Source organism: Streptomyces sp. NBC_00448, from assembly GCF_036014115.1.
Taxonomy (GTDB): Bacteria; Actinomycetota; Actinomycetes; order Streptomycetales; family Streptomycetaceae; genus Actinacidiphila.
This window is the reverse complement of sequence record NZ_CP107913.1, coordinates 3574893-3593541: the sequence shown is the minus strand read 5'-3', so window position 1 is coordinate 3593541 and position 18649 is coordinate 3574893. Positions and strand designations below refer to the sequence as shown.

At 72.6% G+C, this 18649-nt stretch carries 16 protein-coding genes; 13 read left to right on the top strand and 3 right to left on the bottom strand.

Translation table 11 applies throughout. The annotated features are described in order from the left end of the window. Positions 1-59: 59 nt before the first annotated feature. Positions 60-2432 carry a transglycosylase domain-containing protein gene (locus OG370_RS15155; protein ID WP_328464504.1) on the bottom strand — a complete coding sequence of 791 codons (2373 nt, stop codon included), beginning with the start codon at positions 2430-2432 and terminating at the stop codon, positions 60-62. A gap of 284 nt (positions 2433-2716) precedes the next feature. On the opposite strand from OG370_RS15155, the gene OG370_RS15150 reads away from it, so the two are divergent. From OG370_RS15150 to OG370_RS15140, 3 genes are all read left to right on the top strand, one after another. Further along, positions 2717-3520 carry an ABC transporter permease gene (locus tag OG370_RS15150; RefSeq protein WP_328464502.1) on the top strand — a complete coding sequence of 268 codons (804 nt, stop codon included), beginning with the start codon at positions 2717-2719 and terminating at the stop codon, positions 3518-3520. A gap of 172 nt (positions 3521-3692) precedes the next feature. After that, on the top strand, positions 3693-4457 hold the full coding sequence (locus tag OG370_RS15145) for an ABC transporter permease (RefSeq protein ID WP_328474115.1): 765 nt from the start codon (positions 3693-3695) through the stop codon (positions 4455-4457). 10 nt (positions 4458-4467) lie between these two features. Then, the gene (locus tag OG370_RS15140) at positions 4468-5562 is read left to right on the top strand and encodes an ABC transporter ATP-binding protein (RefSeq protein WP_328464500.1); all 1095 of its coding nucleotides are present in this window, start codon (positions 4468-4470) and stop codon (positions 5560-5562) included. 213 nt (positions 5563-5775) lie between these two features. Here the strand turns inward: OG370_RS15140 and OG370_RS15135 are convergent, their stop codons facing one another. After that, the gene (locus OG370_RS15135) at positions 5776-6906 is read right to left on the bottom strand and encodes an aminotransferase class V-fold PLP-dependent enzyme (RefSeq protein WP_328464498.1); all 1131 of its coding nucleotides are present in this window, start codon (positions 6904-6906) and stop codon (positions 5776-5778) included. A 133-nt stretch (positions 6907-7039) separates the two neighbouring features. Between OG370_RS15135 and OG370_RS15130 the strand changes: the two genes are divergently transcribed. Together OG370_RS15130 and OG370_RS15125 are read left to right on the top strand one after the other, a co-directional pair. Continuing rightward, the gene (locus OG370_RS15130) at positions 7040-8431 is read left to right on the top strand and encodes a DUF445 domain-containing protein (protein ID WP_328464496.1); all 1392 of its coding nucleotides are present in this window, start codon (positions 7040-7042) and stop codon (positions 8429-8431) included. A gap of 305 nt (positions 8432-8736) precedes the next feature. Next, positions 8737-9591, top strand: a complete 855-nt coding sequence (locus OG370_RS15125) for a fumarylacetoacetate hydrolase family protein (RefSeq protein ID WP_328464494.1) — start codon at positions 8737-8739, stop codon at positions 9589-9591. Between the two features lie 36 nt (positions 9592-9627). Here the strand turns inward: OG370_RS15125 and OG370_RS15120 are convergent, their stop codons facing one another. Next, positions 9628-10707: a Gfo/Idh/MocA family oxidoreductase gene (locus OG370_RS15120; RefSeq protein WP_328464491.1), complete on the bottom strand. Its 1080-nt coding sequence runs from the start codon at positions 10705-10707 to the stop codon at positions 9628-9630. 161 nt (positions 10708-10868) lie between these two features. Here OG370_RS15120 and OG370_RS15115 point away from each other — a divergent pair, with 161 nt between their 5' ends. The 8 genes from OG370_RS15115 to OG370_RS15080 all read left to right on the top strand — a co-directional run bounded on the left by OG370_RS15115 (position 10869) and on the right by OG370_RS15080 (position 18624). Beyond that, on the top strand, positions 10869-11621 hold the full coding sequence (locus OG370_RS15115) for a GntR family transcriptional regulator (RefSeq protein WP_328464489.1): 753 nt from the start codon (positions 10869-10871) through the stop codon (positions 11619-11621). Positions 11622-11752: 131 nt separating this feature from the next. Continuing rightward, a complete protein-coding gene (locus OG370_RS15110; protein WP_328464487.1) occupies positions 11753-12871 on the top strand; it encodes a TIGR03364 family FAD-dependent oxidoreductase in 1119 nt (372 codons plus the stop codon). A 5-nt stretch (positions 12872-12876) separates the two neighbouring features. Next, positions 12877-13587: a phosphonatase-like hydrolase gene (locus OG370_RS15105; RefSeq protein WP_443060867.1), complete on the top strand. Its 711-nt coding sequence runs from the start codon at positions 12877-12879 to the stop codon at positions 13585-13587. Position 13588: 1 nt separating this feature from the next. Beyond that, positions 13589-14905: an ABC transporter ATP-binding protein gene (locus tag OG370_RS15100; protein WP_328464484.1), complete on the top strand. Its 1317-nt coding sequence runs from the start codon at positions 13589-13591 to the stop codon at positions 14903-14905. Further along, a complete protein-coding gene (locus OG370_RS15095) occupies positions 14892-15806 on the top strand; it encodes a 2-aminoethylphosphonate ABC transporter permease subunit (RefSeq protein WP_328464483.1) in 915 nt (304 codons plus the stop codon). The genes OG370_RS15100 and OG370_RS15095 overlap by 14 nt, the downstream gene beginning before the upstream one ends. Further along, positions 15793-16590, top strand: a complete 798-nt coding sequence (locus OG370_RS15090; RefSeq protein WP_328464481.1) for an ABC transporter permease — start codon at positions 15793-15795, stop codon at positions 16588-16590. Before OG370_RS15095 ends, OG370_RS15090 begins: the two co-directional genes overlap by 14 nt. 73 nt (positions 16591-16663) lie before the next feature. Beyond that, entirely contained in the window at positions 16664-17755 is a 1092-nt protein-coding gene (locus OG370_RS15085) for a 2-aminoethylphosphonate ABC transporter substrate-binding protein (RefSeq protein WP_328464479.1), read from the top strand. 89 nt (positions 17756-17844) lie between these two features. Further along, positions 17845-18624, top strand: coding sequence for an HAD-IIA family hydrolase (locus tag OG370_RS15080; RefSeq protein WP_328464477.1), 780 nt, complete (start codon positions 17845-17847; stop codon positions 18622-18624). Positions 18625-18649: the final 25 nt, after the last annotated feature.

Below are 18649 nucleotides of genomic sequence, written 5' to 3'. Positions count from 1 at the left end.
GACCCCCCCGACCTGTCCGCCCCGGCCGCTGCCGGCCGGGGCGTTGCCTTGCGTGCCGGTCAGGCCGGTCTGCCGGTCTGGCTGGTCTGGCTGTTCGACCCGTCCTGGGAGCCGTCCCCGTTCTGCGGGGCGAGGGTGTCGGTGGGGCCGCCGCCGGGCGGCTGCACCGGGCCGGTGGGCACGGAACTGGTCGGCGGGCTGCTCGGTGTGCCGGGCGGGGTCGTTCCGGTGGTCGGCGGGGTGCTGGTGGGCGGTTGCTGGGTGGTCGGCGGCGGGGTGTCGGTGGCGGGCGGTGTGGTGGAGCCGCTGTCCGGCGTGGTCGGCTGGTCGTTTTGCGGCGCGACCGTCTCGCTGCCCTTCTGGAGGTCGAGGTGGAAGCCGGTGACCGGCTGGTTCTTCAGGGCGGCGGCAGTGTAGTCGGCCCAGACGGCGCCGGGCGGGCCGCCGCCGTTGATCCGGCCGGTGTTCATGGAGCCGGTCAGCTCCTCCTGGGCGCCGTTGGTCGGGTTCATCCCGAACAGGGCGACGACGGTGGCGAGTTTGGGCGTGTATCCGGCGAACCAGGCGGCCTTGTCGTTCTCGGCGGTGCCGGTCTTCGCGGCTGACGGCCATCCGGAGTTCCGGGCGGCCGAGGCGGTGCCGGTGGGGCTGTCGACCACGCTCTTGAGCATCGCGGTGGTGGTGTCGGCGGCGCTGCGCGGCACGGACTGCACCGGCTTGCGGTCCGGCAGGTTCAGGGCGTTGCCGTCCTTGGTGACCTTCGCCACGATCGAGTACGGGATCTGCACGCCGTGGTTGGCGAGGGTGGCGTACGCCTGCGCCATGTCCAGCGGGCTGGCGCTGTTGGGGTTGGCCTGGCTGCTGCCGAAGGCGCCCAGTGCCATGGCCGGGGTCTGCGGGATGTCGACGGCGTCGGGGATGCCGAGGTCGTGTGCGGTGTCGATGACCTTCTTGGTGCCGACGTCCTGTGCCATCTGCGCGAAGACGGCGTTGACCGACTGGTCCATCGCGCGGGTGACGGTGATGTTGCCGTAGTCGACGCCGTCCTCGTTGTTCGGGTGGTAGCCGACCGGGCCGTTCGGGCCCTGCACCTGGCGGCCGCTGTCGCCGTTGTAGACGGTGGTGGGGGTGATCGTCCGGCCGTCCTGGGTGGTGGACTGGTTCTGCAGCGCGGCGGTGAAGATCACCGGTTTGAAGGTGGAGCCGGGCTGGTAGGTCCGGTTGGTGGCGCTGCTGACGTACTGCTTGGTGTAGTCGATGCCGCCGTAGAGCGCGACGACGTTCCCGGTGGAGGGGTCGATGGAGACGCCGCCGGCTCGGACGTACTTGTCCTGCTTGGTGTGGCCGAGCTTGTCGTAGACGTCGTCCTGGGCCGCCTTGACGAAGGCGTCCTCCTTGGGTTTCTGGATGGTGGTGACGATGCGGTAGCCGCCGTGGCTGAGTGCGTCGGCGTCCACGATGTGGTGGTCGGTGAGGTACTGGTTGACGGCCTCGATGATGTAGCCGCGCTGTCCGGCCTTGCTCGCGATGGGCTTGGGTTTGCCGATCGTCGGGAAGGTGACGGCGGCGCGCTGGGTCGGGGTGAGCCAGTGCTCCTTGACCATGCCGTCCAGGACGTAGTTCCAGCGGGCCTTGGCGGCGGGGGCGTTCTCGGGGTGCGCGGACAGGTCGTACTCGCTGGGTGCGTTGAGCAGCGTGGCGAGGTAGGCGGCCTGGGCGGTGGTGAGGTCGGCGGCGTTCTCGCTGAAGTACGCCTGGGAGGCGGCCTCGATGCCGTACGCGTTGCGGCCGTAGTAGCTGGTGTTGAGGTAGCCCTCGAGGATCTGGTCCTTCGTCTCGTTGCGGTCGAGCTTGATCGAGATGAAGAACTCCTTCACCTTGCGGGAGGCGGTCTGGCTCTGGGTGAGGTAGTAGTTCTTGACGTACTGCTGGGTGATGGTGGAGCCGGACTGCTTGCCCTTGCCGGTGGCGGTGTTCCAGGCGGCGCGCACCATGGACTTCGGGCTGACCGCGGACTCGTGGTAGAAGTTGCGGTCCTCCGCGGCGAGGGTGGCGTAGCGGGCGGTCGTGGCGACCTGGTCGAGCGGGATGCTCTGCCGGTTGACGGCGCCGTCGCGGGAGATCTCGGTCTTGCCGTCGGAGTAGAGGTAGACGTTGTTCTGCGCTATGGCGGCGGCGTTCGCGTCGGGGATGGACACCAGGGCGTAGCCGACGAAGAACGCGCCGACCAGGAGCAGCAGCAGGGCGAAGGACCCGCCCAGGACCATCCGCCAGGTCGGCAGCAGTCGGCGCAGGCCGGTGCGGCGCGGGCGGCCGGACGAGGACTGGCGGGGTGCCCACCCTTCCTGCCGCAGTCCCTGCGCTCCCGACGGCGAACCGTTTCCGTGGCCGTCGCTGCTCCGGTCCGTACTCGGGTTCGGATCGTCACTCATGTCTGTAAGGACTCCTCGGCCGCCGTCAGGGTTGGCCTGCGGCGGTACATCATGGACCAACCGTTACGTACGCTCCCGTACACCCACGTAGTCCTCCGACTCCCACACTGTCGCATCATCCGTCCGGTGCCGACCGGCATCGCGTATCCGTGACAGGGCTGTGACGGGCCGTCCGGCGCAGCTCGCCCACCCGTTCGGCCCAGGAAAACCGTTGGCAGCGCTGGCCGGCCGAACGCTAGGGTCGGCGGTTTGTGTGCCAGGCCACGTGAGGGGGTTCACAGTCGATGGGCGGTTTCTACGTGGCGGTGGTCACGCGGGGCTTCCGCCGCTACTCCACGTACCGTGTCGCCACCGTCGCCGGTGTCTTCACCAACTGCGTCTTCGGGCTGATCATCAGCTACAGCTACCTGGCCCTGTGGGACCAGCGCCCGCACCTGGGCGGCTACAGCGAGGGTCAGGCGCTGACGTACGTGTGGCTGGGGCAGGCGCTGCTGACGCCGATGGCGCTGATGGGCGGCGGGTGCGAGGACGAGTTGATGGAGCGGATCAGATCCGGGGACATCGCGGTGGACCTGTACCGGCCGGCCGACCTGCAGGGGTGGTGGCTGGCGCAGGACCTGGGGCGGATGGGGTTCCAGCTGCTGGGGCGCGGGGTGCTGCCGGTCCTGTGCGGCGCGCTCGTCTTCGACGTGGCGCTGCCGTCCACGCCCGTGACCTGGCTGCTGTTCGCGGTGTCGGTGGGGCTGGGCGGGCTGGTGAGTTTCGCGCTGCGCTTCCTGGTCGGGCTGAGCGCGTTCTGGCTGCTGGACGGCAGCGGGGTGAGCCAGGCCACGATGCTGACCGGGCTGTTCTTCTCGGGGATGCTGCTGCCGCTGACGGTCTTCCCGGGTGCGTTGGGCGAGCTGGCGCGGGCGCTGCCGTGGGCGTCGATGCTCCAGGTGCCCGCGGACGTGCTGCTGGGGCGGCACCACGGCACCGGGGCGGTGCTGGCGCTGTGCGGCCAGGCCGGCTGGGCGGTGGCGCTGCTCGGCGCCGGGCGGCTGCTGCAGACGGCCGCGGCGCGCCGGGTGGTGGTCCAGGGTGGCTGAGACGGAGCTGCCGCGGCAGCCCGGCGGGTACGGCGGCGGCGGCGGTCTCGGCCATGGTCTCGGCCGCGGTTTCGGCCACGGCCCGGAGCCGTACGGCGCCGGGCGGTACGGCCTTCGGCGGTCGGCGTGGCAGGCGCGCGAGGCGGTGCGCGCGTACGGCCTGATCGTGGGGATGTGGGTGCGCTCCACCATGGCGTACCGCACGTCCTTCTTCCTGACCGCGCTCGGCAACTTCGTCGCGACCGGGCTGGACTTCGCCACGATCGTGATGATGTTCTCGCACATCCACCGGCTCGGCGGCTTCTCGCTGCCGGAGGTGGCGTTCCTCTACGGCGCGTGCAGCACCTCCTTCGGCATCGCCGACCTGGTGATGGGCTCCATGGACCGGCTCGGCCGCCGGGTGCGCGACGGCACCCTGGACACGCTGCTGCTGCGCCCGGTCCCGGTGATCGCGCAGGTCGCCGCGGACCGCTTCGCGCTGCGCCGGGTCGGCCGGCTCACCCAGGGTGTGCTGGTCCTCGGCTGGGCGCTGCTGCGGGTGGACGTGCACTGGACGGTGGTGAACGTGCTGATGGTGCCGATGATGCTGCTGTCGGGCGGGGTGATCTTCAGCGCGGTGTACGTGGCCGGCGGGGCGTTCCAGTTCTGGGCGCAGGACGCCTCGGAGGTGCAGAACTCCGTGACCTACGGCGGCAACACGATGCTCCAGTACCCGCCGGGGATCTTCGCCCGGGACCTGGTGCGGGGCGTCACCTTCGTGGTGCCGCTCGCCTTCGTCAACTGGCTGCCCGCGCTGCACGTGCTGGGCGAGCCCGATCCGCTCGGCCTGCCCGGCTGGCTGGCCTTCGCCTCCCCGGCCGTCGCCGTGGTCTGCTGCGCGCTCGCGGCCACGGCCTGGCGGGTGGGCCTTCGTACGTATCGCAGCACAGGGAGTTGAGGGAGCCGACATGGTGAGCGACACCGAGGGGCCGGTCGAGCGGGGCCCGGTCGTCGAGCAGGGCCCGCGCGTCGAGGGTGAACCGGCTGTCGAGGGTGAACCGCGCGTCGGGGGTGAACCGGTGGGCGGCCCTGGCGCGGGGTCGGCTGTCGCCGATCCGATCATCGAGCTGGACGGGGTGGAGAAGGTCTTCGACGTACGCCGCAAGGCCGGGCTGCTGCGGCGCGAGCGGCACCAGGTGCGGGCGGTCGACGGGATCACCTTCAGCGTGCCGCGCGGCGAGATCGTCGGCTACATCGGGCCGAACGGCGCGGGCAAGTCCACCACGATCAAGATGCTCACCGGCATCCTCAACCCCAGCGCGGGGCGGGTCCGGGTCGACGGGATCGATCCGGCCCGGGACCGGACCCGGCTGGCCCGGCGGATCGGCGTGGTCTTCGGGCAGCGCACCACGCTGTGGTGGGACCTGCCGCTGCGCGACTCCTACGAGCTGGTCCGGCGGATGTACCGGATTCCGGCCGCCGCCTACGCCCGCAACCTCGGCGCCTGCGTGGAACTCCTCGACCTCGGGCCGCTGCTGGACGTGCCGGTACGGCAGCTCTCGCTCGGGCAGCGGATGCGCGGGGACATCGCGGCGGCGCTGCTGCACGACCCCGAGGTGCTCTACCTCGACGAGCCGACCATCGGTCTCGACGTGGTCAGCAAGAGCCGGGTGCGGGACTTCCTGCGCGACTTCAACGCCGAGCGCGGCACCACGATCCTGCTCACCACGCACGACCTCACGGACATCGAGAGCCTGTGCCGCCGGGTGATGGTCATCGACCACGGCAAGGTGATGTACGACGGCGGGCTCGGGGGATTGCACGCGGTGGGGGAGAGCGAGCGGACGCTGGTCGCGGACTTCGCCCGCGAGCTTCCTCCGGTGGAGTTGGCGGGGGCGCGGCTGGTGTCCGCCGACGGGCCGCGGCAGTCCTTCGCGTTTCCCGCGGGGGCGAGCGCGGCACCGCTCGTCGCCGAGCTGGCGACCCGGCATCCCCTGGTGGACCTGTCCATCCGCGAGCCGGACATCGAGGACGTCATCGCGCGGATGTACGGGCGCCCCTGACCCTCCGGGGTGCCTGGTGCTGTCGGTTGAGGGACCACCTGCCGGTGGTGGGTTGTGCGCGCAGTTCCTCGCGCCCCTTTGGGTTGGTTGCTTGCGCATTCACAGTGCTGGTGCGTTGTGGCTGGTCGCGCGGTTCTGCCCCCGGCGGAGCCAGGGCGAGTACCCCCAGCGCCCCTTGGTAGGCGGCCCTCCGTCCCGACGGAACGCACCACCCTAGAGGGATGCCAGGGCCGCGTGGACGTGGTCGGCGGCCGCGGGGGTGGTGGAACCGTGGGCCGACAGCCGGACGGAGTCGGGGCGGACGGTGGGCGTGACCCCGTGGGCGTGGAGGGCGGCGGCGACGTCGGCGGCGGGGGTGCGGGGCATGCGGAAGGAGAGGATGCCGCCGCGTTCGGCGGGTGCCTCGGGGGAGAGCAGGTGGCCGCCGCAGCGGCGTACCACCTCGATCAGCTCGTCGAGCCGCGCGGAGACGTGGGCCTCGATCGCGGGCACGCCGACCTTCTCCACGAGGTTCAGGGCGGCTTCGAGGCCCGCGGCGGCGACCGGGCTGAGGTTGGTGACGCTCCAGCGCTGGGCGCCATCGGCGGGCGGGTGCTCGCGGTCGTCGAAGAGGGCGGCGTCCTGGACGCCCGTCCACCCGGTGAGGGTGGGTTCGAGGCGCTCCAGGGCTCGGTCGGAGAGGGTCGCGAACCCGGTGGACCAGCTCGCGCGCAGCCACTTCTGCCCGCCGGTGACCATGACGTCGGCCGCCTGCCAGGGCAGGTCGGCGACGCCGAACCCCTGGATGGCGTCCACGATCAGCAGCCGGTCGGGGCCGATCACCTCGCGCAGGGCGGCGAGGTCGGCGCGGTACCCGGTACGGAAGTCGACCGCGCTGACCGACAGCGCGACCACGTCGTCGGAGAGCGCGACCCGTACCGCGTCCGGGGTGACCCGCCCGTCGGGGGCGGCGGCCAGCCAGTGCGGCACGGCCCGGCCGAGCCCGGCCGACCGGCGCCAGGGGTAGTGGTTGGCCGGGAAGTCGCCGGCGGGCACCAGCACGGCGCCGCCGGGCAGGCCGAACGCGGCGTGGAACATGCCGGTGGAGGCGTTGGGCAGGAGGACCGTGTGCGCCGGGTCGGTGCCGGCCAGCCGCGCGGCGGCTTCCCTGGCCCGTTGCTCCGCCAGCATGAGGTCGTTCACGGTGTGCCGGTCCGCGCGGGCGGACCGGTTCAGCGCGTCGGAGGTGGCGTCGAGCACCTGGCGGGACGGGGGGCCGTAGCGTGCGAAGTCGAGATAGCCCTCGGGCTCCTCGAAGTGCTCGGCGTATCCGGGCAGCCCTCCGCCGGTGCGCTGCGGTGTCATCGCGGTGTTCTCCTGGGGTCTGCGGAACGGTTCTGGGGGTCTTCGCACGGGCGCGGGGGCCCGCGGGAGGCGCCGGGAACCTGTCGTACGTTCCCAGACTGGCAGTGGCGGTGAGAATACCCGGGTGGAGCCGATGGACACGGGGCGAGTGGACGGCGCGGGCAGCGCGGACGACGCGGGCGACGCGGAGGGCGCGGGCGCGGCGGCGCGGTCGCGCGCGGATACGGGGCCGGGGCCCGGGCCGGGTGGTCCGGGCACTCCGGGTGTGCCGGGTGCCGACCCGGACGAGGCGCGGCGGGCCGGCGTACGCCGGATGAAGCTGATCGCGACCGGTTTCCTGCTGGTCGCGACCGTGGTGTACGGCCTGGCGAAGTGGGCCGGATCACAGGGCGCGGGCGGCTGGGCCGGTTACGTGGCGGCGGCCGCCGAGGCGGGCATGGTGGGTGCGCTCGCCGACTGGTTCGCGGTCACCGCGCTCTTCCGCCGCCCGCTGGGCCTGCCGATCCCGCACACCGCGATCATCCCGACGAAGAAGGACGCGCTGGGTGCGAGCCTCGGCGACTTCGTGGGCGAGAACTTCCTCTCCTCCGACGTCGTACGGACCCGGCTGCGCGCGGTCGGCATCGGGTCGCGGCTGGGCGGGTGGCTGTCCGAGCCGGCCAACGCGGACAAGGTGACCGATCAGGCGGCGGCCGCGCTGCGCGGCGCCCTGCGGGTGCTGCGCGACTCCGACGTGCAGGCGGTCGTCGGTGAGGCGATCACCCGGCGCGCCGAGGCCCAGGAGATCGGGCCGGGGCTCGGCAAGCTGCTGGAGCGGGTGGTCGCCGACGGCGGCCACAAGCGGCTGGTGGACCTGGTGTGCGTACGCGCCCACGACTGGCTGGTGGAACACGGCGACTCCGTGATGGTGGCGGTGCAGGGCGGGGCGCCCGGCTGGACGCCGCGGTTCGTGGACCGCAGGATCGGCGAGCGCGTCTATAAGGAGCTGCTGAGGTTCGTCACCGAGATGCGGGACTCGCCGGGGCACCCGGCGCGTGGTGCGGTGGACCGGTTCCTCGGGGATTTCGCGGGCGAGTTGCAGTCCGACCCGGACACCCGGGCGCGGGTGGAGCGGCTGAAGAGGGATCTGCTGGCGCGCAGCGAGGTGCAGGACCTCATCGCCAGTGCGTGGGGTTCGGTGCGGGCGATGGTGGTGGCCGCGGCGGACGACGAGCACAGCGAGTTGCGGCGGCGCGCGCGGACGTCCCTGCTGGCGCTCGGTGCGCGGTTGAGCAGCGACGCGCGGCTCCAGGCCAAGGTCGACGGGTGGTTGGAGGACGCGGCGACGTATCTCGTCACGACCTATCGCGACGAGATCACCTCGCTCATCAGTGAGACCGTCGCGGGGTGGGACGCGGAGCAGACCTCCCGCAAGATCGAGGCCCACGTCGGGCGTGACCTCCAGTTCATCCGGATCAACGGGACGGTGGTGGGCGCGATGGCCGGGCTGCTCATCTACGCTATCTCCCGCGTGGCGGGTGGCTGACCCCCCGGGGTGCCTGGTGCTGTCGGTCCAGGGACCACCTGCCGGCGGGGGGTTCTCGCCGGGGGTACCCCCTCCGGGGGAGTTCCCCGCGCCCCTGAGTGACCGCGGCTCCTTCCGCGGACGGACGGTCACCCTCAACGGCACGCAGCCGAAGGCAGCTTCGGGGGGACGTTGACGGGTTGGGCGTTTCGCAGGGAGGATCGGGGGAGACATCCGATGACCTGGTGAGGGCAGGGTGGCCCGTCCCCCGCCGGAGGCGCCCCCCAGGGGGTCGGCGGACCCTGAACCACGTATGGAGTGCACCTGTGAAGCTGTTGCGTGTCGGACCTGTCGGGGCGGAACGCCCGGCCCTGCTGGACCGCGAAGGCGTCCCGCGGGACCTCAGCGGGATCGTCTCCGAGATCGACGGGTCGCTGCTCGCGGACCCGGCCGCGCTCGCGCGGATCGCCGCGGCGGAGGCCGAGGGCACGCTGCCCGCGCTGGACCCCGCGGAGCGGGTCGGCCCGCCGCTGGCCGGCATCGGCAAGATCGTCTGCATCGGGCTGAACTACCACGACCACGCCGAGGAGACCGGCGCCCAACCGCCCGCCGAGCCCGTGGTGTTCATGAAGGCACCGGACACCGTGGTCGGCCCCGACGACACCGTGCTGGTGCCGCGGGGCAGCGAGAAGACCGACTGGGAGGTGGAGTTGGCGGTCGTCATCGGGCGCGAACTGCGGTACGCCGCCTCGCACGAGGAGGCGATGGCGGCCGTCGCCGGGTACGCGGTGGCGCACGACGTGTCCGAGCGGGCCTTCCAGATCGAGCGCGGCGGGCAGTGGGACAAGGGCAAGAACTGCGAGACGTTCAACCCGCTCGGCCCCTGGCTGGTCACCGCGGACGAGGTGCCGGACCCGCAGGCGCTGCCGCTGAAGCTGTGGGTGAACGGCGAGTTGAAGCAGGACGGCTCGACCGCGAGCCAGATCTTCCCGGTGGCCGAAGTGGTGCGCTACCTCAGCCAGTTCATGACCCTGTACCCGGGTGACGTGATCAACACCGGTACCCCCGCGGGCGTGGCGCTCGGGCAGCCCGACCCCAAGCCGTACCTCAGGCCGGGCGACGTGGTCGAGCTCAGCATCGACGGACTGGGCCGCCAGCGCCAGGAGTTCAAGGGCGCCTGACCCCTCGGGGTGCCCGGAAGGCACCACCCCGGAGGGTCAGAGCCGTACGGTCTCCCCGGTGGCCGCGGAGCGGTGGGCCGCTTCGATGACGTCCAGGGCCGCGGCGGCGTCGTGTGCCGTCACCGGGGCGGCCGCACCGGTGCGGAGCGCGGCCGCCACGGCCGCGTAGTACGCGGGGTAGTCGCCCGGGAGGGTGGGCACCGGGGCCGTGGTGCCGTCCGAACCGGCGGTGCCCTCCGTGCCGGCGGTGCCCCGGTCGGCGGGCGGTGCCTCGCCCCACGGGGTGCCGTCGCCCGGGCGGCGGCCGGCGCGGAGGGCCGCCTCCTGCGGGTCCAGCCCGTGCACGACATACCCCGCGGTGCTGCCGAGCACGCGGAAGCGCGGCCCGAGCAGCGGCGTGACGGCGCTCATCCACAGGTGGGAGCGCACCCCGGAGGCGTGGGTGAGCGCGATGAAGGCGTCGTCGTCGGCGCTCGCACCCGGGCGTACCGCGGCGGCCTCGGCGTAGACCAGCGCGGCCGGGCCGAAGAGCGCGAGCGCCTGGTCGACGAGATGCGCGCCGAGATCGTAGAGCAGACCTCCGATGTCCGCCGGGTCGCCCGACTCCCGCCAGCCGCCCTTGAGCTGGGGGCGCCACCGTTCGAACCGGGACTCGAAGCGGCGCACCTCGCCGAGCGCGCCGCGCTCGATCAGATCGCGCACCGTGCGGAAGTCGCCGTCCCAGCGGCGGTTCTGGAAGACGCCGAGCAGCAGGCCGCGGGCCTCGGCGAGCGCGGCGAGGGTACGGGCCTGGGCGGCGGTGGCGGCCAGCGGCTTGTCCACGACCACCGGCAGCCCGGCCTCCAACGCCTCGGTGGCCAGCGGCACATGGGTGCGGTTGGGGGAAGCGAGCACCACCAGGTCGAGTTCACCGGCCCGCGCCCACAACTCCTCGGCACGGTCGGCGAAGCGTACGCCCGGGTGTTCGGCGGCCGCCTGCGCCCGGCGTTCCGGGCTGCTCGTGACGATCGTGTCCAGGGCGAGGCCGGGGGTCGCGGCGATCAGCGGGGCGTGGAAGAACGAGCCGGCCGGACCGTATCCGACCAGGCCGACCCGCAGCGGTGGGGGAGTGCTCATGCCGTCACTCTCGCACGACCCCCGGCGTGACCCTCCGGCCGGCCGCGACGGGGCGGGCACCCGGCCCGGGTGGGCGCCCGTACGCCCGTACGCAGGTGGTATGCCGGGGACGGGCCCGGGGGCCGGCCGGGCGTGGCCGACGGATCTGGGAGGATCGTGGGATGAGTGATGCGGCTGATTCCCGGGCCCCGATCCGCGCGGGCATCCCGGAGCACGGCCGGGTGCCGAAGTACTTCGCGGTGAAGACCCGGCTGGAGGGCATGCTCGACGACCTCGGGGAAGGCGGGCTGCTGCCGACCGAGCGGGAGTTGGCGGCGGACTTCGCGGTGGCGCGGGAGACCGTACGGCAGGCGCTGCGCGAACTGCTCATCCAGGGCCGGGTCCGCCGCAAGGGCCGCGGCACCGTGGTAGCCGGACCCAAGCTGGTCCAGCCGCTGTCCACGGCGAGCTACACCGAGGGCGTACGGCGGCAGGGCCGCGTCCCCGGGCGCAATCTGATCGGCCTGGAACAGCTGGAGGCCGACCCCACGCTCGCCGCCGAGCTGCGGATCGAGACGGGGGACCCGGTCTGGCACATGGAGCGGGTGCTGCTCGCGGACGAGGAGCGGGTCGGGCTGGAGAGCACGTACCTGTCCGTCGCGCGACTTCCCCATCTCGCACGGGACTTCGCGCCCGACACCTCCTTCTACGCGTTCCTGAGCGAGCGGATGGGGCTGGCGCCGACGGTGGTGGACGAGCGGATCGAGACGGTGCTGGCGACGCCGCGGGAGGCGCTGCTCATCGGCACGCCGCCGGCTTTGCCGATGCTGCTGCTGCACCGGTCGAGCAAGGACGCGTCCGGGGTGCCCCTGGAGCGGGTGCGGTCCCTGTACCGGGGGGATCGGTTCAGCTTCACCGTCCACCTGGACAAGTGACGTAAGGGGGCGCCCTTCACCCGTTGGAATAACGGAACGATAACGGGTCTAGGCCAAGTTTGGAGCCTTGTTCACCGGGGCGACCGTATCCCGTTGTGTCGCGGACATCTGGGGTCGCGAACGTCGGGGTCGTGAGAGTCACTGTCGTAGGAGCCGGGGTGCTGGGCACCATGCACGCCTGGCATGCAATTGAACGCGGCCACGAGGTCGTCCACCTGGAGCGGGAGCGCGAGGCGCGCGGCGCCTCCGTCCGCAACTTCGGCCTGGTGTGGGTCGGAGGGAGAGCGGTCGGCGCGGAGCTGGAGACGGCGCTGCGCGCCCGGGAGCTGTGGGAGGAGATCGGCGCGAAGGTGCCGGGCGCCGGCTTCCGGGCGAACGGCTCGCTGACGGTGGTGCGCACGCCCGCCGAGCAGGCGGTCGCCGATGACGTCCTGGGCCGGCCCGACGCCGCCGAGCGCGGCTACAAGTGGCTGCCGCCGGCCGAGGTCCGCGCGTACAACCCGGCGCTGGGCGGCGACTTCCTCGGCGCGCTGCTGTGCGAGAAGGACGCCGCGGTCGAGCCGCGCACCGCGCTGCCCGCGCTGCGCGCCCACCTGGCCGCGACCGGCCGCTACACGTTCGTACCCGGCCGGGAGGTCCGCGACGTGGCGACGGGCTCGGTCCGGGACGACCACGGCACGGTGTACCGCTCGGACAGCGTGGTGCTGGCGACCGGCGCCTGGCTGGGCGGCCTGGTCAGGGAACTGGCCCCGGAGCTGCCGGTGCGCCGGGTCCGGCTGCAGATGGCGCAGACCGCGCCGCTGGGCGAGGCGCTCACCACGTCGGTCGCCGACGGCGACAGCTTCCGCTACTACCCCGCCTACGCCGGCGCCGCCCTGGAGGCGCTGCGCTCCGGCGAGCCGCAGCCGCCGGTCGCGGCCGAGCACCGGATGCAACTGCTGATGGTCCAGCGGCTCGACGGCGGCCTGACCATCGGCGACACCCACGAGTACGACGAGGCGTTCGCCTTCGACGTGACCGAGGACCCCTACGAGCACCTGCGCGAGCGGGCCGCCGCCCTGCTCGGCCGCTCGCTGCCGCCCATCCGGCGCCGCTGGGCCGGGGTGTACGCGCAGACCGTCGACACCGCCGAGGTCGTACACCGCGAGCAGGTGCTCGACGGGGTGTGGCTGGTCACCGGGCCCGGCGGACGCGGCATGACCTGCTCGCCCGCGATCGGCGAGACCACTGCGAACCGAATCGGCTGGTGAACACCGTGACCTCCACCCCCACCTCGACCCCGTCCTCTTCCCCCGCGCCCACGCTGGTCGTGCTCGACATGGCCGGCACCACCGTCGCCGACGGCGGGCTGGTGGAGTCGGCCTTCTCCCGGGCCGCGCAGGAACTGGGCGTCGAGCCCGGCAGCGCCGACCACGCCGAGAAGCTCGACTACGTCCGCGCCACCATGGGCGAGTCCAAGATCACCGTCTTCCGCGCCCTGTTCGGCACGGAGGAGACCGCCCAGCGCGGCAACTCCGCCTTCGAACGCGCCTACGCCGAGCTGGTCGACGGCGGGCAGTGCGAGCCGCTGCCCGGCGCCGAGGAGGCGATCCGCGAACTGCGCGCGCAGGGCCGCAAGGTCGTCCTGACCACCGGCTTCGCCCGCACCACCCAGGACGCCATCCTCGACGCCCTGGGCTGGCAGGACATCGCCGACCTCACCCTGTGCCCGGCCGACGCCGGCCGTGGCCGCCCGCACCCGGACATGGTGCTCACCGCGCTGCTGCGCACCGGCGCCGAGTCCGTGCAGCACGTCGCGGTGGCCGGTGACACGGCGTACGACATGCTCAGCGGTGTACGGGCCGGCGCGGCGGTCGTGGCCGGGGTCACCAGCGGCGCCCACGACGAGCCCCGGCTGCGGGCGGCGGGCGCCACCCACGTGCTCGGGTCGGTCGCCGAACTCCCGGCGCTGCTCGGGGGGTCGTGACATGACCCGCACGAGCACCGCCACCTCCTCCGCCCCGGGCGCGGCCACCGGCCCCGGCACCCTCAAGGGCGCTGCGGGCGCGGCGGGTTCGGCCCGCGCCGCCGGCCCCGCCTCCGGCATCCGCTTCGACCACGTCAGCGTCACGTACGGCGCCACCACCGTCCTGGACGCGCTGGACCTGACCGTCGAACCCGGCGAGGTGATGGCCCTGCTCGGCCCGTCCGGCTCCGGCAAGACCACCGCGCTGCGGGCGGTCGCCGGGTTCGTCCACCCCTCCGCCGGGCGGGTGCTGATCGGCGGCCGGGACGTCACCGGCCTGCCCCCGTACAAGCGCGGCATCGGCATGGTGGTCCAGCAGTACGCGCTCTTCCCGCACCTGCGGGTCGAGCAGAACGTCGCGTTCGGGCTGAAGGCGAACCGTACGCCGCGCGCCGAGGTGGGCCCGCGGGTCGCGGCCGCGCTGGAGATGACCGGCATGGCCGGGTACGCGCGGCGCTACCCGCGCGAGCTGTCCGGCGGCCAGCAGCAGCGGGTCGCGATCGCCCGCGCGCTGGCCATCCGGCCGGGCGTGCTGCTGCTGGACGAGCCGCTGTCGGCGCTCGACGCCCAGTTGCGCTCGGGCATGCTCGCCGAACTCGCCCGGCTGCACCGCGAACTGCCCGACGTGTCGATCCTCTACGTCACCCACGACCAGATCGAGGCGCTCACCCTGGCCGACCGGATCGCCGTCCTGGACCGGGCCAGGCTGCAGGACTGCGGGACCCCGCACGAGCTGTACCGCACCCCGCGCACCGCCTTCACCGCGAGCTTCGTCGGCAGCGCCAACCTGCTGCGGGTGCGGGCCGAGGGCGACGGCGTGTTCCGGCTCGGTACGGCCGCGCTGCGCGTCGAGGTGCCGGTGCCGGTGCCGGCTCCGGCCGCCGGCGCGGAGGCGACGGTGTGCCTGCGCCCTCACGTGCTGCGGCAGACGCCGCTCGCCGCCGAGCCCGGCGCGGAGGAGGTCAACGTGCTGCGCGGCACCGTCACCGCCGTGCAGTGGCGCGGCCACACCCACCGGCTGCTGGTCGACGCGTACGGGAGCGAACTGCGCGCCGACGTCGGCGACCTGCGGCAGCCGCCGGGGGTCGGCGAACCGATCGCGCTCACCTTCGACGCGCAGGACGCGGTGCTGCTGCCCGGCGGCCTGGCCGCGGACGGCACGGACCGAGCCCCCGAACCCGCCCCCGGGCGCGACGGCGGCCCCGCGAACCACGTCCCCGCGGACGGCGGCCCCGCGGACGGCGGCGACGGGGGAGGTGCCGGCGATGGCGTCGGCTAGCGCGGGCTCGACCGCGGTCGGCCCGCGGGCGGACGGCGCCAGCAGGCCCAGGCGCCCGCGCGCCGTACCGGCCTGGCTGTGGGCGGTGCCCCCGGTCGCCGGACTCGGCCTGGTCTTCCTCTATCCGCTGGTCCTGGTGGTCAAGCAGTCCTTCTCGCCCGACGCGGGCGGGCACTCCACCAAGCCCTGGTCGCAGGTGTTCCAGGAGCAGTCCTTCCGCAAGGCGCTGTGGAACACCGTGTGGATCGCGGCCGGTTCCACCGCGGGCTGCCTGGTCCTCGGCTTCCTGCTCGCCCTGGTGATCGCCTTCGTGCCGTTCCCCGGCGGGAAGCTGCTCAGCCGGTTCATCGACATCTTCCTCGCCTTCCCGTCCTTCCTGATCACCCTCGCGCTGCTGTTCATCTACGGCACGGTCGGCATGGCCAACGGGCTGTGGACGGACGCGACCGGGGCGGCCGCCGGACCGGTCGACTTCCTGCACACCCCCTGGGGCGTGCTGCTCGCCGAGGTCACCTACTTCACGCCGTTCGTGATGCGGCCGCTGCTCGCGGCGTTCTCGCAGGTCGACACGGCCCAGCTGGAGGCGGCCTCGTCGCTGGGCGCGCGGGCGCCGCGGATCGTCCGGCAGGTGATCCTGCCCGAGGCGCTGCCGTCGCTGGCCGCAGGCGGCGGACTCGTCCTGGTGCTGTGCCTCAACGAGTTCGGGATCGTGCTGTTCACCGGCGCGAAGAACACCACGACACTGCCGATGCTCGTCTACAGCAAGGCGATCCTCGACGGGGACTACCCGGGGGCGTGCGTCGTCGCGGTGGTCTCGGTGGTGCTGTCGGTCTCCTTGTACGGGCTCTACCGGGTCCTGGTGGCCCGCACCACGGGAGGTGCACGCCGTGCTGGTGCATAGCAGGCCGGGCCGGATCGCGTCCTGGGTGGTCTTCTTCGCGCTGTTCCTGCCGGTGTTCGCGCTGCCCTTCCTGGTCGTCCTGATGGCGTCGTTCGCGACGAACTGGAGCGGGGCCTTCCCCTCGCACGCCACGTTCGCGCACTACCGGGACATCGGGAGCGGCGACTCGCTGCACGCGCTCACCACGAGCCTGCTCACCGCGCTGTGCGCGAGTCTGCTCGCGCTCCTGGTCGGCGGGTGGGCGGCGCTGGCCGCGGAACGCCTGCGCGGGGGCGCCCGCAAGCTGCTCGACGGGCTGTTCGTACTGCCGGTGGCGGTGCCGTCGGTGGTGGTCGGGCTGTCGCTGCTGGTCGCCTTCTCCAAGCCGCCGTTCCTGCTCAACGGCACCGCGAAGATCGTCATCCTCGCGCACACCGTGCTGGTCACCGCGTTCGCGTACCAGTCCGTCAGCGCGGCGCTGGCGCGGCTGGACCCGGCGTACGAGCAGAGCGCGGCGAGCCTCGGGGCGCGGCCGTCGTACGTGCTGTGGCGGGTCCGCATCCCCCTGCTGCTCCCGTCGCTCACGGCCGCCGCGGGGCTGTGCTTCGCGCTGTCCATGGGGGAGCTCTCGGCCACGATGATGCTCTACCCGCCGGACTGGATGCCGTTGCCCGTACAGATCTACGGCGCCACGAACCGGGGCTCGCTCTTCGAAGGAGCCGCCCTCGCGGTGGTGCTCATGGTCAGCACGCTCGTCGTGCTCCTGGTGATGGGCCGGATACGGACCCGGGCCGCCTTCCGCTGACCCGCCCCACCTCTCGCCTCACCTCTTGCCCCACCTCACCACAACGTTCATGACTCAAGGAGTTAGATCTGCCATGCGCAAGCGCAACAGCAGCAGCCGTCTGCTCAGCCCGATCGCCGCCGTGAGCGGGGTCGCCGTGATGGGCCTCGTCCTGGCCGGCTGCGGGGGTTCGTCGTCGGCGGACAGCGGCAAGCCGTCGACGACGGTGACGGTGTACAGCGCGGACGGGCTGCACACGGACACCGGGGACGGGTTCTACAACAAGGTCTTCAAGGACTTCACCGCGAAGACCGGGATCAAGGTCAAGTACGTGGAGGGCGGCTCCGGCGAGGTCGTGCAGCGGCTGGTGCGGGAGAAGTCGAACACGCAGGCCGACGTGGTGGTGACGCTTCCCCCGTTCATCCAGCAGGCGCAGGAGAAGGGGCTGCTGACGTCGTACAAGCCCGCGGGCGTGGACAAGGTGGCCGCGGCGGACAAGGACGCGGACGGCTCGTGGGAGTCGATCGTCGACAACTACCTGTGCTTCATCTACAACACCAAGGAACTCGCGCAGCCGCCGAAGACGTGGGACGACCTGCTCGACGGGAAGTTCAAGGGCAAGCTGCAGTACTCGACGCCGGGCGTCGCCGGTGACGGCACCGCCGTGGTGATCAAGGCGATGCACGACCTGGGCGGCAAGGACGCGGCGATGGCGTACCTGAAGAAGCTCCAGGCGAACAACGTGGGCCCGTCGGCGTCGACCGGCCAGCTCGCCCCGAAGGTCGACAAGGGCGAACTGCTCGTGGCCAACGGCGACGTGCAGATGAACTACGCCGACAAGGCGTCCATGCCGAACCAGGGCATCTTCTTCCCGGCGGCGAACGCGACCGGCAAGCCGACCACGTTCGCGCTGCCGTACGCGGCGGGTCTGGTGAAGAACGCCCCGCACGAGGACGCCGGCAAGAAGCTGCTGGACTACTTCCTCAGCCCGGCCGTGCAGCAGGAGGTCTCCTCGGTGGGCGGCGGCTTCGCCGCCCGCACCGACGTGACCGCGACCGACGCCAACGCGGCCGCCCTGAAGCAGATCATGGCGGGCGTGGACGTCTTCACGCCGGACTGGAAGGACATCAACGACAACCTCGACTCGTACGTCGAGGCGTGGAGGTCCGCCACCGGCAGCAGCTGATACCGCGGGCTGGACGGCCGGGGCGGGGCCGACCCGCCCCGGCTACGCTTGGTACATCTCAGGCGGTACCCAGGACAGGAGAGCGAGCCGTGTCGACACGCAAGCCGATCGAGTCGTGGCTGACCGACATGGACGGGGTGCTGATCCACGAAGGCACCCCGATTCCGGGCGCGGACGCGTTCCTCAAGGGGCTCAGGGCGTCGGGCAAGCCGTTCCTGGTGCTGACCAACAACTCCATCTACACCCCGCGCGACCTGCACGCGCGGCTGACCCGGATGGGTCTTGACGTGCCGGTGGGCAACATCTGGACCTCGGCGCTGGCCACCGCGAAGTTCCTCGACGACCAGCGGCCGGGCGGCACCGCGTACGTCATCGGCGAGGCGGGCCTGACCACCGCGCTGCACGACGTCGGCTACGTCCTGACCGACCACGACCCGGACTACGTGGTGCTCGGCGAGACCCGCACCTACAGCTTCGAGGCGCTGACGAAGGCGATCCGGCTGATCAACGGCGGCGCCCGCTTCATCTGCACCAACCCCGACCAGACCGGCCCCTCGCCGGAGGGCGTGCTGCCGGCCGCGGGCTCGGTGGCGGCGCTGATCACGAAGGCGACCGGCAAGGACCCGTACTTCGTCGGCAAGCCGAACCCGCTGATGATGCGGGCCGGGCTGAACGTCATCGGCGCGCACTCCGAGAGCAGCGCGATGATCGGCGACCGGATGGACACCGACGTGCTGGCCGGGCTGGAGTCCGGCATGGAGACGTTCCTGGTGCTCACCGGGCTGACCACCCGCCGGGACATCGACCGATACCCCTTCCGCCCGTCCCGGGTGGTCGACTCGATCGCGGACCTCGTCGACGAGATCTGACCCTCGGCACCGGCACCCCCTCGGC

Excerpts from the sequence above, each read along its gene's own strand:
- OG370_RS15135 (WP_328464498.1), bottom strand. The coding sequence starts at position 6,906 with ATGACACCGCAGCGCACCGGCGGAGGGCTGCCCGGATACGCCGAGCAC.
- OG370_RS15095 (WP_328464483.1), top strand. The coding sequence starts at position 14,892 with ATGGCGTCGGCTAGCGCGGGCTCGACCGCGGTCGGCCCGCGGGCGGAC.
- OG370_RS15100 (WP_328464484.1), top strand. The coding sequence starts at position 13,589 with ATGACCCGCACGAGCACCGCCACCTCCTCCGCCCCGGGCGCGGCCACC.
- OG370_RS15130 (WP_328464496.1), top strand. The coding sequence starts at position 7,040 with ATGGACACGGGGCGAGTGGACGGCGCGGGCAGCGCGGACGACGCGGGC.
- OG370_RS15155 (WP_328464504.1), bottom strand. The coding sequence starts at position 2,432 with ATGAGTGACGATCCGAACCCGAGTACGGACCGGAGCAGCGACGGCCAC.
- OG370_RS15145 (WP_328474115.1), top strand. The coding sequence starts at position 3,693 with ATGTGGGTGCGCTCCACCATGGCGTACCGCACGTCCTTCTTCCTGACC.
- OG370_RS15140 (WP_328464500.1), top strand. The coding sequence starts at position 4,468 with ATGGTGAGCGACACCGAGGGGCCGGTCGAGCGGGGCCCGGTCGTCGAG.
- OG370_RS15085 (WP_328464479.1), top strand. The coding sequence starts at position 16,664 with ATGCGCAAGCGCAACAGCAGCAGCCGTCTGCTCAGCCCGATCGCCGCC.
- OG370_RS15120 (WP_328464491.1), bottom strand. The coding sequence starts at position 10,707 with ATGAGCACTCCCCCACCGCTGCGGGTCGGCCTGGTCGGATACGGTCCG.
- OG370_RS15150 (WP_328464502.1), top strand. The coding sequence starts at position 2,717 with ATGGGCGGTTTCTACGTGGCGGTGGTCACGCGGGGCTTCCGCCGCTAC.
- OG370_RS15115 (WP_328464489.1), top strand. The coding sequence starts at position 10,869 with ATGAGTGATGCGGCTGATTCCCGGGCCCCGATCCGCGCGGGCATCCCG.